Annotated in this window: 17 protein-coding genes; 10 read left to right on the forward strand and 7 right to left on the reverse strand. The window is 76.1% G+C overall.

The annotated features are described in order from the left end of the window. Positions 1-29 precede the first annotated feature (29 nt). The 7 genes from pcaH (at position 30) to ACI79F_RS08635 (ending at position 7,244) form a co-directional block, all read left to right on the forward strand. Positions 30-776, forward strand: a complete 747-nt coding sequence (pcaH, locus tag ACI79F_RS08605; protein ID WP_456545666.1) for a protocatechuate 3,4-dioxygenase subunit beta — start codon at positions 30-32, stop codon at positions 774-776. Next, a complete protein-coding gene (pcaG, locus tag ACI79F_RS08610) occupies positions 773-1,417 on the forward strand; it encodes a protocatechuate 3,4-dioxygenase subunit alpha (protein WP_456545665.1) in 645 nt (214 codons plus the stop codon). The genes pcaH and pcaG overlap by 4 nt, the downstream gene beginning before the upstream one ends. A gap of 34 nt (positions 1,418-1,451) precedes the next feature. Then, a complete protein-coding gene (pcaB, locus tag ACI79F_RS08615) occupies positions 1,452-2,627 on the forward strand; it encodes a 3-carboxy-cis,cis-muconate cycloisomerase (RefSeq protein WP_456545664.1) in 1,176 nt (391 codons plus the stop codon). Further along, positions 2,624-3,397 carry a 3-oxoadipate enol-lactonase gene (pcaD, locus tag ACI79F_RS08620; protein ID WP_456545663.1) on the forward strand — a complete coding sequence of 258 codons (774 nt, stop codon included), beginning with the start codon at positions 2,624-2,626 and terminating at the stop codon, positions 3,395-3,397. Before pcaB ends, pcaD begins: the two co-directional genes overlap by 4 nt. Further along, positions 3,394-3,816: a 4-carboxymuconolactone decarboxylase gene (pcaC, locus tag ACI79F_RS08625; protein WP_456545662.1), complete on the forward strand. Its 423-nt coding sequence runs from the start codon at positions 3,394-3,396 to the stop codon at positions 3,814-3,816. Before pcaD ends, pcaC begins: the two co-directional genes overlap by 4 nt. A gap of 12 nt (positions 3,817-3,828) precedes the next feature. After that, complete coding sequence (locus ACI79F_RS08630; RefSeq protein ID WP_456545661.1) at positions 3,829-5,307, forward strand: benzaldehyde dehydrogenase; 1,479 nt, start codon at positions 3,829-3,831, stop codon at positions 5,305-5,307. Positions 5,308-5,516: 209 nt separating this feature from the next. Next, positions 5,517-7,244 carry a DUF222 domain-containing protein gene (locus tag ACI79F_RS08635; protein ID WP_456545999.1) on the forward strand — a complete coding sequence of 576 codons (1,728 nt, stop codon included), beginning with the start codon at positions 5,517-5,519 and terminating at the stop codon, positions 7,242-7,244. 313 nt (positions 7,245-7,557) lie between these two features. On the opposite strand, the gene ACI79F_RS08640 is transcribed toward ACI79F_RS08635, so the two are convergent. The 7 genes from ACI79F_RS08640 to ACI79F_RS08670 form a co-directional block, all read right to left on the reverse strand. After that, positions 7,558-8,400, reverse strand: a complete 843-nt coding sequence (locus ACI79F_RS08640) for a 5-oxoprolinase subunit C family protein (RefSeq protein WP_456545998.1) — start codon at positions 8,398-8,400, stop codon at positions 7,558-7,560. After that, on the reverse strand, positions 8,397-9,005 hold the full coding sequence (locus ACI79F_RS08645) for a 5-oxoprolinase subunit B family protein (protein ID WP_456546000.1): 609 nt from the start codon (positions 9,003-9,005) through the stop codon (positions 8,397-8,399). Before ACI79F_RS08645 ends, ACI79F_RS08640 begins: the two co-directional genes overlap by 4 nt. Continuing rightward, positions 9,005-9,766 (reverse strand): LamB/YcsF family protein, encoded by a 762-nt coding sequence (locus ACI79F_RS08650; RefSeq protein ID WP_456545997.1) that lies wholly within the window; start codon positions 9,764-9,766, stop codon positions 9,005-9,007. Before ACI79F_RS08650 ends, ACI79F_RS08645 begins: the two co-directional genes overlap by 1 nt. After that, on the reverse strand, positions 9,766-11,016 hold the full coding sequence (locus tag ACI79F_RS08655; protein ID WP_456545996.1) for an NRAMP family divalent metal transporter: 1,251 nt from the start codon (positions 11,014-11,016) through the stop codon (positions 9,766-9,768). Before ACI79F_RS08655 ends, ACI79F_RS08650 begins: the two co-directional genes overlap by 1 nt. Positions 11,017-11,086: 70 nt before the next feature. Next, complete coding sequence (locus tag ACI79F_RS08660) at positions 11,087-11,605, reverse strand: hypothetical protein (RefSeq protein WP_456545995.1); 519 nt, start codon at positions 11,603-11,605, stop codon at positions 11,087-11,089. A 22-nt stretch (positions 11,606-11,627) separates the two neighbouring features. Continuing rightward, on the reverse strand, positions 11,628-12,236 hold the full coding sequence (locus tag ACI79F_RS08665; RefSeq protein ID WP_456545994.1) for a dihydrofolate reductase family protein: 609 nt from the start codon (positions 12,234-12,236) through the stop codon (positions 11,628-11,630). Then, positions 12,233-13,192, reverse strand: a complete 960-nt coding sequence (locus ACI79F_RS08670) for a helix-turn-helix domain-containing protein (RefSeq protein WP_456545993.1) — start codon at positions 13,190-13,192, stop codon at positions 12,233-12,235. Before ACI79F_RS08670 ends, ACI79F_RS08665 begins: the two co-directional genes overlap by 4 nt. Positions 13,193-13,278: 86 nt before the next feature. Here ACI79F_RS08670 and ACI79F_RS08675 point away from each other — a divergent pair, with 86 nt between their 5' ends. The 3 genes from ACI79F_RS08675 to ACI79F_RS08685 all read left to right on the forward strand — a co-directional run bounded on the left by ACI79F_RS08675 (position 13,279) and on the right by ACI79F_RS08685 (position 15,516). Further along, positions 13,279-14,049 (forward strand): putative hydro-lyase, encoded by a 771-nt coding sequence (locus ACI79F_RS08675; RefSeq protein ID WP_456545992.1) that lies wholly within the window; start codon positions 13,279-13,281, stop codon positions 14,047-14,049. A gap of 94 nt (positions 14,050-14,143) precedes the next feature. Further along, positions 14,144-15,253, forward strand: a complete 1,110-nt coding sequence (locus ACI79F_RS08680) for a Rieske 2Fe-2S domain-containing protein (protein ID WP_456545991.1) — start codon at positions 14,144-14,146, stop codon at positions 15,251-15,253. Beyond that, entirely contained in the window at positions 15,250-15,516 is a 267-nt protein-coding gene (locus ACI79F_RS08685; protein WP_456545990.1) for a hypothetical protein, read from the forward strand. Before ACI79F_RS08680 ends, ACI79F_RS08685 begins: the two co-directional genes overlap by 4 nt. The last annotated feature ends 16 nt before the right edge of the window (positions 15,517-15,532 follow it).

Here is a 15,532-nt window from a genome sequence, read left to right on the forward strand (position 1 = left end):
AGCGTAGTGCCGCGGCCTACGGTCGCCGCATGACGCGGAGCACGTCCGACAGCGCGCTGGTCCTGCCGCGCTACCTGCGCGAGGACCCGGCCCAGCGCGTCCCGCTGGCGTACCCGGACTACCGGAGCACCGCGCTGCGTGCGCCGCTGCGGACGCCGGTCGACCTGCCGCACCGGCTCACCGAGGTCACCGGCCCCGTGCTCGGCGAGGACCGGGTGCTGCCGCACGACGCCGACCTCACCTGGCGCAACGGCGGCGAGGCGCTCGGGCAGCGGGTCCTGGTGCACGGCCGGGTGCTCGACAGCGACGGCCGGCCGGTGCCCGGCGCGTTGGTCGAGGTCTGGCAGGCCAACGCCGCCGGCCGCTACCGGCACGTCGTCGACACGTGGCCGGCGCCGCTGGACCCGCACTTCGACGGCCTCGGCCGGGTGGTGACCGACGACCTGGGGCGCTACGAGTTCCTGACGATCAAGCCCGGCGCCTACCCGTGGGGCAACCACCACAACGCCTGGCGCCCGGCGCACATCCACTTCTCGCTGTTCGGCCGCGCGTTCACCCAGCGGCTGGTCACGCAGATGTACTTCCCGGACGACCCGCTGTTCGGGCAGGACCCGATCTTCAACGCGATCCCGCCGGCGGCCCGCCACCGGGCGATCAGCCGGTTCTCCCTCGAGCGGACCCAGGACAACTGGGCGCTGGCCTTCGAGTGGGACATCGTGCTGCGCGGGACCGAGCAGACCCCGTTCGCGACGGACGACGACGGAGATCTCGCGTGAACCCCCTGGACGTGCCGGCCGACCCGCCCGGTCCCTTCCAGCCCCGCTCGGGGCAGCGCGGCAGCGGCTTCCTCACCGGCCCGCTGCGGCTGGGCACCACGCCCAGCGCGACCGTCGGGCCCTACCTCGCCATCGGGCTGACGTGGCCCGACGGCCCGTGGGCCGCCGCCGAGGGCACCGAGGGCGGCGTCTGGATCCGCGGCCGGGTGCTCGACGGCGCCGGCGCCGTGGTCCCCGACGCGATGGTCGAGACGTGGCAGGCCGACCCGGACGGCCGCTTCCCGTCGCCGGAGGACCCGCGCGGCGCGGCCACCTTCCCCGGCTTCCGCGGGTACGCCCGCGCGCAGACGCTGACCGGGGAGTTCGCCGTCCACACGCTCAAGCCGGGGCGGGTGCCCGACGGCGAGGGCGGGCTGCAGGCACCGCACGTCGACGTCTCGGTCTTCGCGCGCGGGCTGCTCGACCGGGTGGTCACCCGGATCTACTTCGCCGACGAGGCCGAGGCCAACGCCGAGGACGTCGTGCTGCGCGGGCTGCCGGAGGACCGCCGTCAGACGCTGCTGGCCACGCCGGCCGCCGACGGCTACCGCTTCGACGTCCGGCTCCAGGGGGAGTCCGAGACCGTCTTCTTCGCGGTGTGAGCAGGGTGCTCGTGAGGCTGGTAGGCAGGGCGGCGTGACGGCACTCCTCGACGGCACCTTCGCCCGCGGCGGTGCCGCCGCCGCGGTCACCGGCGACGCGTGGCTGCGGTCCCTGCTGGCGGTGGAGGCGGCGCTCGCCCGGGCCGCGGCCCGGGTGGGCCTGGTGCCGACCACCGCCGCGGACGCGGTGACGGCCGTCTGCGCCGACCCCGCGCGGCTGGACCTGGCGACCGTGGTGGCCCGGGCGGCCGACGCCGGCAACCCGGTGCCGCCGCTGGTCCGCGCGCTGGCCGACGCGGTGGGGGAGCGCGACGCCGTCGCCGTCCACGTGGGCGGCACCAGCCAGGACGTCGTGGACACCGCGCTGCTGCTGATGAGCCGGGACGCCATCGGCGCGATCGACGCCGACCTGGCCGCCGCGGCGGCGTCGGCGGCGGACCTGGCGCGCGCCCACCGCGACGACGTCCTGATGGGCCGCACGCTGCTGCAGCAGGGCCTGCCCACGACGTTCGGGCTCAAGGCCGCCGGGTGGCTGGCGGCGCTGGACGGCGCCCGGCTGCGGCTGGCCGAGGTGGTCGCCGCGCTGCCGGTGCAGTACGGCGGCGCGGTCGGCACGCTGGTCGCCAGCCGCGGCGCGGGCGTGGCGGTGCGTGCCGCGCTGGCCGAGGAGCTCGGCCTCGTGACCACGGCGGTGCCCTGGCACACCGTGCGCCTGCCGATCGCCGACCTGGCCGGCGCGCTCGGTGCGGCGGCCGGTGCGGTGGCGACCGTCGCCGTCGACGTCGTCCTGCTGGCCCAGACCGAGGTCGGCGAGGCGAGCGAGGTGAGCGAGTCGCGGGGCGGCTCGTCGGCGATGCCGCACAAGGACAACCCCGTGGCCGCGATCTCCGCCCGCGCCTGCGCCCGCCGGGCCCCGGGCCTGGTGGCGACGCTGTTCGCGGCCATGGAGCAGGAGCACGAGCGGGCGGCCGGGCCGTGGCACGCCGAGTGGCCGACGCTGACCGGCCTGCTGGTGACGGTCGGCTCGGCGGCGTCCTGGCTGGCGGAGAGCCTGGCGAGCCTGCGACCGGACACCGGCCGGATGGCGGCGACGGCGGCCGCCGCGGCCGAGGAGATCCCGGCCGCGGCCGGGCTGGACGTCGGCGAGGCCGGCGCGCAGGTGGACGCCGCGCTCGCCGAGCACGCCAGGCTGACGGAGGGGGAGGCATGAGCGCCGTCGAGGTCGCGTACACCGAGGACGGGCCGGCCGGGGCGCCGGTCGTCGTCCTGTCCAACTCGCTGGGCGCCACCCGCGGCATGTGGGACCCGCAGGTGCCGGCGCTGGCCGAGCGCTTCCGGGTGGTCACCTACGACACCCGCGGGCACGGGGAGTCCCCGGCGCCGGCCGGGCCGTACGCGCTCGACGACCTGGTGGACGACGTCGTCGCGCTGCTCGACCGGGTCGGTGCGGGGCGGGCGCACGTGGCCGGGCTGTCGCTGGGCGGGATGACGGCGATGCGGCTGGCCGCCCGCGTGCCCGGGCGGGTGTCTCGGCTGGCAGTCCTGTGCAGCTCGGCGAAGGCGGATCCGCAGGGCTTCCGCGACCGGGCGGCCGCGGCCCGCTCCGGCGGGACGGCCCCGCTGGCGCCGACGGTGGTGAGCCGCTGGCTCACCCCGGCCTTCGCGGCGGAGAACCCCGGGCTGGTGGCCCGGCTGGAGGCGATGATCGCCGGCGCCGACGACGAGGGGTACGCGGCCTGCTGCGAGGTCGTCGCCGAGATGGACCTGCGCGGGGACCTCGGCCGGATCACCGCGCCGACCCTCGTCGTCTCCGGTGCCGAGGACCCGGCGCTGCCCCCGGACCACCAGCAGGCGATCGCCGAGGGGATCCCCGGGGCCGCGCTGCTCAGCGTGAGCCCCGGCGCCCACCTCGCCAACCTGGAGCGGACGCTCGAGGTGACCGGCGCGCTGCTCGCCCACTTCGATGGGGCCGGCCGGTGAGCGAGCAGCTGCCGGCCGGCCTGCCGAGCACCGACGAGGAGCGCCGCGCGGCGGGGATGCGGACCCGGCGGGAGGTGCTCGGCGACGCGCACGTCGACCGCGCCCTCGCCGGGACGACGCCGTTCACCGAGGGCTTCCAGGACTTCATCACGCGGGTGGCCTGGGGCGACGTCTGGCAGCGACCGGGGCTGCCGCGCCGCGAGCGGAGCATCGCCACCCTGTCGATCACGATCGCGCTGCGGCACTGGGACGAGTTCGCGCTGCACGTCCGGGCCGCGGTGAACAACGGGTTGTCCGACGCCGACATCGCCGAGGTCATCCAGCACGCCGCGGTCTACGCCGGTGTGCCCGCCGCCAACCACGCCTTCAAGGTCGCCGGCCCGATCCTGGCCGACCTCCGTTCCGACCCCACCGACTGAGAGGACCTCCCCATGACGACGCTCGAGAACGGCGCGCTGCTCGGCAGCGGCGCCTGGCACGGCAAGATCTGGACCGGCTCGTGGACCGACGGCTCCGGCGGCACCTACGACGCCGTCGAGCCGGCCACCGGGGACGTGATCGCGCCGGTCGGGAAGGCCACGCCGGAGGACGTGCTGGCCGCGGCGTCCCGCGCGGCGCAGGCGCAGCGGGAGTGGGCCGCGGCGCCGTTCGAGGAGCGGGCGCGGGTGCTGCGCCGGGCCGGTCAGGTGCTGGAAGAGCACGCCGAGGAGATCAGGGGGTGGCTGGCCCGGGAGTCGGGCGCGATCCAGCCGTTCGGCGACTTCCAGGTCCACACCAGCGCGCAGGAGTGCTACGAGGCCTCGGCGCTGCCGTCGCACCCCTACGGTGAGCTGCTGCGCACCGGGACCCCGCGGCTGTCGTTCGCCCGCCGGGTGCCGGCCGGCGTGGTCGGCGTCATCGCGCCGTTCAACGTGCCGACCATCCTGGCGATCCGGGCCGTCGCCCCGGCGCTGGCGCTGGGCAACGCCGTCGTGCTCAAGCCCGACCCGCGCACCGCGATCTCCGGCGGCGCGATGTTCGCCCGCGTCTTCGAGGAGGCCGGCCTGCCGGCCGGCGTACTGCAGGTGCTCCCCGGCGGCGCCGACGTCGGCGAGGCGCTGGTGACCGCCCCGGAGGTGCGGGTGATCGCGTTCACCGGCTCGACCCGGGCCGGCCGGGCGGTCGGTGCGCTGGCCGGTCAGCACCTCAAGCGGGCGCACCTGGAGCTCGGCGGCAACTCCGCGCTCATCGTGCTGCCCGACGTCGACGTGACGGCCGCTGCCTCGGTGGGCGCCTGGGGCACGTTCGCCCACCAGGGCCAGATCTGCATGGCGACGTCCCGGCACCTGGTGCACGAGTCGATCGCCGAGGAGTACACCCAGGTGCTCACCGAGAAGGTGGCGAAGCTGCCGGTCGGCGACCCGTTCCGGGAGCAGGTGGCCATGGGGCCGCTGATCGACGCCGGGCAGCGCGACCGGGTGCACGGGCTGGTCACCGCCTCGGTCTCCGCGGGCGCCTCGGTGCGGACGGGCGGGGAGTACGACGGGCTGTTCTACCGGCCGACCGTGCTGAGCGACGTGACGATCGACCACCCGGCCTACCAGGAGGAGATCTTCGGGCCGGTCGCCCCGGTGACGCCTTTCTCCTCCCTCGACGAGGTCGCGGGGCTGGCCGCGGGCACCGAGTACGGGCTGTCGCTGGGCATCCTGACCCGGGACGTCTACGCCGGGCTCGAGCTGGCCGAGCGGATCCCGTCGGGCCTGGTGCACATCAACGACCAGACGGTCAACGACGAGGCCGTGGCCCCGTTCGGCGGGGTGGGCGCGTCGGGCACCGGCTCCCGGCACGGCGGCCCGCAGGCCAACATCGAGGCCTTCACCGAGACGCAGTGGGTGACGGTGCGCGGGGACCTGCCCGCCTACCCCTTCTGAGCCGGCCCCCGGCTCCCCGGCGCGGTCCACGCGGACCGCGCCGGGGGCCGGGTGCCCGCGCCCTCGATCTGTCGTCTCGTGGGTGTCCATGACCGGGATCCTGGCCGGTCGCTGCGACAGGGGCGCCGTGTCCGTCCACAGGTCGCAGGTCCGTCCACAGATACCGTTCGCGCAGGTGACGCACCCGGCGCCTCAGCACAATCGAACGCGTGATCGATGCACCTCATGGCTCCGGAACCGGGTCGACGCAGCTGATCGAGCTGCTCGACGCCGGGATCGCCGAGTTGTCGCGGGCGACGGACGCGTGGTGCGACGAGGCGCGGGCCGCGGCCCGCGGCGCGCGAGCCCTGGCGGCCTTCGCGCGGCACCGGCCGCAGGGGGCGTTCGACCGGCAGCCCGGTGAGCGGGGCGCGATGTCCGCCGCGGCCCGCGAGGCTCGCCCCGACGTGCTGACCGAGGTCAGCGAGTGGGCGGTCGACGAGGTGGCGATCGCCCTGAGGCTCAGCGGGCCCGCCGCCTCCGATCGCCTCGTCGACTCCCTCGTCCTGGTCGAGCGGCTTCCGGCGACCCTGGCCCTGCTGGACGAGGGGCTGATCAGCTGGGCTCACGTCCGGCAGATGATCGCTCAGGTCGGTCCGGTGGCCGACGCCGATCTCCGGGCGCGGATCGAGGCCCGGGTGCTGGGCCTGCTCAGGCAGAAGACCCCGTCCCAGCTCGGCGACTGCGCGCGGCGGATCGTGCTGCGGGAGGACGCCGACGCGGCGGCCCGGAGGCTGGTGGAGGCCGTCCGCTCGCGGGGCGTGCGGCTGATCGACCGGCGGGACGGATCGGCGACCGTGGTGCTCGACCTGCCCCTGCCGGTGGCCGCGGCCATCCACCGGGCGCTGGAGGCGCACGCGGACTCGGTCCGCACCGAGGGCGACGAGCGGACCAAGCAGCAGCGGATGGCCGACGTGGTCGCCGACCTGATCCTGCGCACCGGTCAGGACGGGCTGCCGGCGGTGACCGTCGCACTGACTCTGGTGGCGACCCTGGAGACGATGCTCGGTGGCGCCGAGCCCGGCCAGGTCGAGGGGCACCTGGTGCCGGCGGAGATGGTGCGCGAGCTGGCCTACACCTTCGGCCTGATGCCCCGTCCCGCTCCGGACCTGGCCGGCGTCCCCGACGGCGATGACGCCGGCGATGCCCGCTCGGCCCCGCCTCCGTGTGAGGAGCCGGCCGAGACGGAGTCGGAGCAGGAGCCGAAGCCACTGGCGCCCACGCCCGGGTCAGGAACCGAGCCGGTGCCGACGAGAGCGGCCGCCGAGGATACGCCGACCCCGACACCCGTGCGTGATCGGTCGCTGGCCGAGTGGATGGCACAGGCCGCCGCGCGACACGACGCCGCGGTCGCCGCGGCCCTGGGCGGTGCGCGACGCGCTGTGCTGGACGGCACCTGGACCGACGGCGAGGAGCGGGCCCTGCTCGACCTCGGCGCGTTGATCGGCGTGCGGGACGTCGCGGGCACCGGGTTGGTGCACCGGCCCCACATCGCGGTCGTCGACCGGCTCCGCGGCAGCCTGGTCGCACTCACGGACGCCGCCGGTCTGCGCGGGGGCGAGCCGCTCGGCCCGCCGGCCGCCACCGACGCCCACGACCCCATCGCCGGGCTCGAGCGGTTCGTCCGGCTGCGCGACCGGCGCTGCCGCTTCCCCGGCTGCCGCGCCCGTGCCCGGGTCTGCGACCTCGACCACCAGCGGCCGTGGCCGCACGGCCGCACCGAGGTCTGCAACCTGTGCTGCCTGTGCGAGCACCACCACCGGCTCAAGCACCAGGCACCGGGGTGGCGGTTCGAGGCGGCCGACGACGGCACGCTCACCGTCACCACCCCGGCCGGCGAGACCCGGGTAAGCCACCCACCCCGCTTCGGCACGGACCTCGACATCCCACCCTTCTAGCGACGGGCGGGCACGGCGCCCGGCGTGCCGCGGAGGCAGAACGGGACCGCGTGGGCCGGGGGCCGACGATGGGGCCGTGTCGGACACGCCGGCGGGGATTGAGCTCAGCAGGTCCGGGCTCAGCAGGTCCGAGCTCAGCAGGTCCGAGCTCCGCGCGGTCGCCGGCTTCGCGGCCGCGTGCGCGCGGACTGCCGTGCCGGTCGTCGAGGGGCGGGGCGGCGAGCTGATCCGCCGGCTCGACACGATGTTGCGGTGACCCCCGCGAGCGCGGCGCCGCGACGAGGCGCCGCCCGACCGGTGTGTCGGCGCTCCCTCAGCCGCGCAGCCGCAGCGTCTGACCGGGCCGCAGCTGGGCGCAGCCGTCGACGTCGGCGTCGGTCACGTAGCCGATCACCGGGTAGCCCCCGGTGACCGGGGCGTCGGCGAGGAAGAGCACCGGCAGCCCCGACGGCGGCACCTGCAGCGCGCCGCGGACCATCCCCTCGCTGGGCAGCTCGCCCTCGCGCTCCCGGCGCAGCGGCACGCCGTCCAGCCGCAGCCCCACCCGGTTGCTGTCCGCGGTCACCTGCCAGGGCTCTGCGGTCAGCGCGGCCCAAGCGTCGTCGCCGAACCAGTCGCGCCGCGGGCCGGGCAGCACCCGCACGGTCACCTCGCCCGCGGGCAGGTCGGCCAGCGGGGCGAGGTCGGCGTCGGGCATCGGCTCGCGGGCGGTCCCGACGGGCAGGACGTCGCCGGCCGAGACCACCGGCGGCCCCAGCCCGGACAGCACGTCGGTCGACCGGGAGCCGAGCACCGGCTCGACCGTGATCCCGCCGCGCAGGCCGACGTAGGTCCGCAGGCCGGCTTCCGGCGCACCCAGCCGCAGCTCCTCGCCGGCGCGCAGCGGCCGGGGCGCGTTGTGCGCGTCCGAGCCGGCACACCGAGCCCCGGTGGTGACGACGGTCAGGTCCGCCTCCGCCCGCAGCGCGAGGCCACCGAGCGTGACCTCCAGCAGGGCCGCTCCCGGCTCGTTGCCCAGCATCCGGTTGGCGAGCGCGGCCGCGCCCCGGTCGGCCGCACCGGAGCGGCCGACGCCCAGGGCCCCGCGGCCCGGGCGGCCGAGGTCCTGCACGGTGGTCAGCGGCCCGGTCGCGAGGACGGTGACGGTGCGGCTCATGCGGCCACGAACCGGACCCGCACGCCCGGGCGCAGCAGCGCCGCCGGGTCCCGGGAGAGGTCGAAGACGGCGACGTCGGTCCGGCCGATGAGCTGCCACCCGCCCGGGGACTCCCGCGGGTAGACGCCGCTGAACGGCCCGGCCAGGCCCACCGCGCCGGCCGGCACCCTCGTGCGCGGGGTGTCGCGGCGGGGGACGTCCCACGGCTCGCCGTCGGGGGTGCAGTAGCCGAAGCCGGGAGCGAAGCCGCAGAAGGCGACCGTCCAGGCGGTGCCTGTGTGCCGGCGCACCACCTCGTCGGAGTCCACCTCCCACAGCGCGGCCACGTCGGCCAGGTCGGCGCCGTCGTAGTGCACGGGCAGCTCCACCGTCTCCCCGGTGCCGGCCCGTCCCGGCCGCGGCCGCACCCGACGCACGGCGGCCTCGACCTCGGGCAGGGCGACCACGGCGGGATCGGTGACCAGCAGGACGGTGCGCGCCGCGGGCACGACGTCGACCACGCCGGCCAGCGGCTCGTCGACCAGCGCGGCGTAGAGGCCGAGGACGTCGTCGAGCCCGTCGAGCTCCACCAGCAGCGCGGTCGACCCGCTGGGCAGCACGCGCATCACGCGGCGAAGGGGGCGAGCGCGACCCCGGCGTCGGTCAGCGCCGAGCGCACCCGCCGGGCGATCGCGACCGCGCCGGGGGTGTCGCCGTGCACGCAGATCGAGTCCGGCCGCAGCGTCAGCGAGCCGCCGTCGACGTCGGGGATCGGCTCGCCGCTGGCCATGGCCAGGCAGCGGCGGGCGATCTCGTCGGCGTCGTGCAGTACGGCGCCGGGCAGCCGGCGGGAGACGAGCGTGCCCTCGGGCGTGTAGGCGCGGTCGGCGAAGGCCTCGGCGACGACGGTCAGCCCGGCGCCGGCGGCCTGCCGCAGCCACGCCGAGCCGGGCAGGCCGAGCACCGGCAGCGTGCGGTCGTACTCGGCGACGGCCCGGACGACGGCCGCCGCCTGCTCCTCGTGCCCGACGATCGCGTTGTACAGCGCCCCGTGCGGCTTGACGTACCGGACCCGGGTGCCGGCCACGCGGGCGAAGGCCTCCAGCGCGCCGATCTGGTACAGCACGTCCTGGGTGAGCTCGTGCGGCTCCACGTCGACGAACCGGCGGCCGAACCCGGCCAGGTCGCGGTAGCCCACCTGGGCGCCGATCGCGACCCCGGCGGCGGCCGCCTGCTCGCACACCCGGCGCAGGATCACCGGGTCACCGGCGTGGAAGCCGCAGGCGACGTTGGCGCTGGTCACCACGCCCAGCAGCGCCTCGTCGTCCCCGAGGGTCCACTGGCCGAAGCCCTCGCCGAGGTCGGAGTTCAGGTCCACGGTCCCCATCAGAACAGGTCGAGGACCGGTCGCACCGAGTTCACCGCCAGGTAGATCGTGACCAGCCACGCCACCCAGCCGACGACCAGCAGCCAGCGCGGGTAGCGGTAGCCGCCGAGCAGGTCGCCACGGCGGGTGGCCACGTAGAGCAGGACGGCGATGCCGATCGGCAGCAGCAGCCCGTTGAAGGCGCCGGCGAAGACCAGCAGCGTGGTCGGCGCCGCCTCGGCGACGGCGAAGACCAGCGTGCTGACGGCGATGAACGCGACCACGAGCAGCGTGCGGGTGCGGTCGCTGGTGCGCCCGCGCGAGGTCAGGAACGACACCGAGGTGTACGAGGCGCCGATGACGCTGGTGATCGCCGCGGCCCACAGGATGACGCCGAAGACCCGCAGGCCGACCTCGCCGGCCGCGGCCTCGAACGCGGTGGCGGCCTGGTTCTCCTCGCCGAGGTCGGTGCCGGCGGCCACCACGCCGAGGATCGCGAGGAACAGCACGACCCGCATGACCCCGGTGACGACGATGCCGGTGACGGACCCGCGGGTGATGTCGCGGACGTGCTCCCGCCCGCTCACCCCGGAGTCCAGCAGCCGGTGCGCCCCCGCGTAGACGATGTAGCCGCCGATGGTGCCGCCGACCAGCGTGGTGATCGCCAGGAAGTCGACCTCGTCGGGCCACACGGCGTTGCGCAGCGCCGTGCCGACCGGCGGGCCGGAGCTGATCGCGATCCAGGTGGTCAGGACGATCATCACCACCCCGAGGACGACGACGATCCGGTCGACCGCCACCCCGGCGCGCCGGCTGAGGAAGACGCCGATCGCGATCGCCGCGGAGATCACCCCGCCGATCCGCGGCTCGAGCCCGAACAGCGCGTCCAGGCCCAGGCCGGTGCCGGCGACGTTGCCGATGTTGAACACCAGCCCGCCGACGACCAGCAGGCCGGCCATCACCCAGCCCAGGCCGGGCAGCACCAGGTTGCCCAGCTCCTGGGCCCGGTGGCCGGAGACCCCGATCACCCGCCACACGTTCAGCTGCAGCGCGATGTCGATGAGGATCGAGATCAGGATGGCGAACGCGAACGCCGCGCCCAGCTGCACGGTGAACGTCGTCGTCTGGGTGATGAAGCCCGGCCCGATGGCCGAGGTGGCCATGAGGAACATGGCGCCGAGCACCGTGGAGCGGGTGCTCGCCGCCATGCGCCCGCCGGACGGGGGCGTGGTGGTGACCGGGGAGTGGCCGTCGGCCGGGCCGTGCGACATCGGCGCTCCTCGCGGGGCGAGTCGTCGGGGGTCGTCGGCGACGGTTCCTCGTCCGGCGACGTCGCCGACGCTAGGTGCGCCCCCGGTGCCCGGCAACGCGAGCGGACCGGCGGGCGGCGGACGGCCACTCCTGCACCCACTCCTCGCCCGGCCGCAGCGCCGCCCAGCGCCGCTCCGCGGCCCGCAGCGCGCCGGCGGCCGCGGCCAGCCGGTCGGCCGGCACGCCGCTGCGGGCCACCTCGCCCGGCAGCACCGCGGCGCCGTCGGCGAGGCGGTGCACCAGGTCGGCCAGCGCCTCGGCCCGGCCGATCGCGGCGGCGCGCTCGCGCTTGAGCCGGTCGGACCGCTCGGTGACGTGCGGGGGACGGCGCCCGGAGACGTGCCGCATCGTGCCCCACACGGCGCCGTCGGCGACGCATCCCCAGATGCCGTCGCGGATGCCGAGCTCCTCCTCGACCAGCGCGTGCACCAGGTCGTGCGGGAGCCCGGCCCCGCCGCCGGCGCCGCGGAGGGAGTAGACGACGCCGTCCCGCTCGACGAGCGACTCGACCGCGCGCCGGTCGGGCATCCGCCGGAAGGTCAGCCGCACGCCGTCCAGGATCCGGGCGCGATCAAGCGGATTCCCGGGCCCGGTCCTCCCCGCCGTCCTCCCCGCCGTCCTCCCCGCCGTCCTCCACCACGTCCTCCACCACGTCGTAGCGGACGCAGACGAACTCGCCGTTGACCGCCCACTCGGTGCGCCGCAGCTCGACGTGCCGCGGCAGCAGCGGCGCGCCGGCGCCGATGGTGACCGGCGCGATCGAGACGACGACCTCGTCGAGCAGCCCGGCCTCGGCGAACTGGCCGGCGAGGTCGCCGCCGCCGACCACCCACAGGTCGCGGTCGCCGGCCGCCGCGACCATCTCCGCGTGCAGCGCGCGCAGCTCCTCGGGGGTGTCGGCGGCGGTGATCCGGATGTCGGCCCCGGGGTACGGCTCGGGGTCCCGGTGGGTGAGCACCCAGGCCGGCATCGCGTAGCCCCACGAGGTGGGCTCGTGCTCGCGGATCCACCGGTAGGTGCTGGCGCCCATGACGATGGCGCCGATCCGCTTCTCGAAGTCGCGGTAGCCGAAGGGGCCGTCCTGCTCGATCTGCCGGGACAGCAGCCAGGCCAGGGAGTGGTCCTCGGTGGCGATGAAGCCGTCGAGGGTGGTGGCGGTGTAGTAGACGGTGCGCGTCACGGGGTGCTCCTCCTGGTCAGCCAGTCGATCGGGTCGCCGGTGTCGGTGGCGACACCGGCCTCGCGCAGCAGGTGGCGCACCAGTTGCCGGCGGTGCGCCGCGTAGGTCAGGACGTGCGCGACGACGCTGCCGAGCACGAACGTCTCCGGCGGCTCGCACAGCGCGTCGACCAGCCGGTCTCCCCAGGCGCCGCGGCGGGCGATGTCTCGGACGGCGGCCAGCCAGCGGGGCGCCACCGCGTCGTGGCGGGCAAGCAGCGCGGCCGGGTCGTCGGCGCCGCGGGCCGGGTGGTCGGCCCCCTCGATCGAGGCGAGCCACACCTCCTTGCTCCACACCAGCGTGTGCAGCAGGTGGGCCACCGACTGCTCGGCGCCGTCCCAGGGGAGCACCGTCCAGCCGGGCAGCCGGGTCCGCCGGTAGGCGTCCTCGTCCAGCTGCTTGGCCGTCTCGAGCAGCGCCCGGGTGTCCTCGACGTCGTGGTGCACCATCAGCGCGGTGACCTCGTCGGGGGAGCCGCGGCCGGGCTCGTCGGCCACCCACAGCGAGGTCGGCGGGTGGAAGTGGATGCCGTTGGGTGCGGGCAGCCAGTGCTCGTCGCGGGTCCGGGGGGAGTCGTCGTCGGCGCCGCCCCCGAGGCTGCCCGGCGTCCGGCCGTAGGCGCGGGTGAACGCGCGCGCGAACCCCTCGACCGAGTCGTAGCCGGCGGCGAACGCGGTCTCGGTGACGCTGGCGCCCCCGCGCAGCTGCCACGCCGCCCGCTCCAGCAGCACCCGGCGGCGCAGGGCGACCGGCGGTTCGCCGGCGCCGCGGGTCACCTGCCGGGCGAAGTACCAGGGGCTGGCGTAGGCGTCCCCGGCCATCTCCGGCAGGGTGCGGTTGTCCTCGTCGAGGACGGCGTCGATCAGCTCGCGCAGGCGGTCGCGCCCGGCGGCCGGGGAGTGGCTGGACTCGGTCACGGGAGGAGTGTGGCGAGGACGGCGCCCTGCGCGCCCGACCGTTCTTGCGCTCTGCGACCCGCGGTCCGCGGGGCCAGCATGGGGTCATGGCAGCTCCCGCCGAGCACCGCGCCGAGTACCGCGCCGGCCTCGCCGCCCCGACCTCGGGCGCCGCGCCGGGTCACACGCAGGCCAACCTCGTCGTCCTCCCGCAGGACTGGGCGTGGGACATGCTGCTGTTCGCCCAGCGCAACCCGCAGCCGGTGCCGGTGCTGGAGGTGACCGACCCCGGCTCGCCGGAGACCGCGCTGGCCCCGGGCGCCGACCTGCGCACCGACCTGCCGCGCTACCGGGTCTGGCGGGACGGGGAGCTGGTCGGCGAGCCCACCGACGTCCGGGACGTGTGGCGCGACGACCTGGTCGCGTTCCTGATCGGCTGCAGCTTCAGCTTCGAGAACGCGCTGCTGGACGCCGGTGTGCCGGTGCGCAACATCGAGCAGGGCCGCAACGTGTCGATGTACCGGACCTCGGTGCCCTGCCGCCCCGCCGGCCGGCTGTCCGGGCCGCTGGTGGTCTCGATGCGGCCGGTCCCGGCCGAGCTGGTCGCCACCGCCGTGCAGGTCACCGCCCGGATGCCGCAGGTGCACGGCGCGCCGGTGCACGTCGGCGACCCCGGCGGGCTGGGCATCGCCGACCTCGCCGCGCCCGACTACGGCGACCCGGTCGAGGCCGCACCCGGCGACGTGCCGGTGTTCTGGGCCTGCGGCGTGACGCCGCAGGCCGCCGTCCTCGCCTCGCGGCCGCCGCTGGCGATCACCCACGCGCCGGGGCACATGTTCGTCACCGACGTCCCGGACGCCGTCTACCGGCTGCCGTAGGCAGAACCCTTCCGTCAGACGGGAGACCCGTGGGACCGGTCCGGTGACGGCGGTCACGCTGGGTCCCCAGGTGTCCCATCCCGAGGAGACGAGCATGACGTCGATCGTCCGCGACCAGTGGTACGTGGCCGCCTACGGCCGCGAGGTCGGGCGCGAGCTGTTCAGCCGCACGATCTGCGGGGAGTCGATCCTCTTCTGGCGCACCGAGGCCGGGCAGGTCACGGCGATGAGCGACCGCTGCGTGCACCGCCGGTTCCCGTTGTCGGAGGCCCCCAGCCACCTGTCCGGTGACACGGTCGTGTGCGGCTACCACGGCTTCACCTACGGGGCCGACGGCGTCTGCGTGGCCGTGCCGGGGCAGACCCGGGTGCCGCGGACGGCGCGGCTCAGGAGCTACCCGGTGGTCGAGCAGGACTCCTTCGTCTGGGTGTTCATCGGTGACCCGGAGAAGGCGGCGGGCACGCGCATCCCGCGGGCGCCGTGGCTGGACCAGGACGGCTGGGCGGTCGTGTCGGGCATGGAGCCGCTGGCCGCCCGCGCGAGCCTGCTGGTCGACAACCTCATGGACCTCTCCCACGAGACCTACCTGCACGGCGGCTACATCGGGACGCCGGAGGTCGCGCAGACGCCGATCACCACCGAGGTCGACGACGAGGCCGGGATCGTCCACGTCAGCCGGCACATGGCCGACGCCGAGTGCCCGCCCTTCTACTCCACCAGCACCGGCCTGCAGGGGCGCATCTCCCGCTGGCAGGACATCGAGTTCACCCCGCCGTGCCTGTACAAGCTCCACTCCCGCATCGCGCCGGTCGGCTCGGTGCCGCGCGACGACGGCAGCGACCCCGACGCCTTCCACGTCGAGGTCGTGTACGCCATCACGCCGGAGACCGAGCACTCCACGCACGACTTCTGGGCCGTCGCCCGCGACTTCGCCGTCGACGACGAGGACGTCTCGGCCTTCCTCGCGGAGAACAACCGCACCGTCGTCCTGCAGGACGTCGTCGCCCTCGACACGCTCGAGCGGGTGATCGCCGGTGAGCCCGACGGCTACCAGGAGCTGTCGATCAACATCGACACCGGCGGGCTGGCCGCCCGCCGGATGATCGCGCGGCTGGCCGCGCAGGCCGACGGGACGGGAGCGACGACGGCGGCGACGACAGCGGCGACGACCCCGGCGACGACCCCGGCGCCGGCGGCCCGGTGAGCGCCGCGCCGTCCCGCGGGTCGCGGCCCGGCGCGTCGGTGGTCCGCGTCGAGTGGCTGCCCGGCTCCGACCGGCTCCGCGGCCGGTGCCACTGCGGCGCCGAGGCCGAGGGCGAGGACCCGGTCGCGATGTGGGAGTGGCTGCTCGCCCACCCGGAGCACCCGGGCAGCGGGCCGGGCGTCCCCCCGTCGCCCGCGGAGCTGCCGCCGCCGCCCGCGCACCTGATCGCCGGGCCGCGACGCCGCGTGCCCGTGCCCGTCTGAGAGGAGTCCCGTGCCC

This window comes from Blastococcus sp. SYSU D00868 (assembly GCF_054050575.1).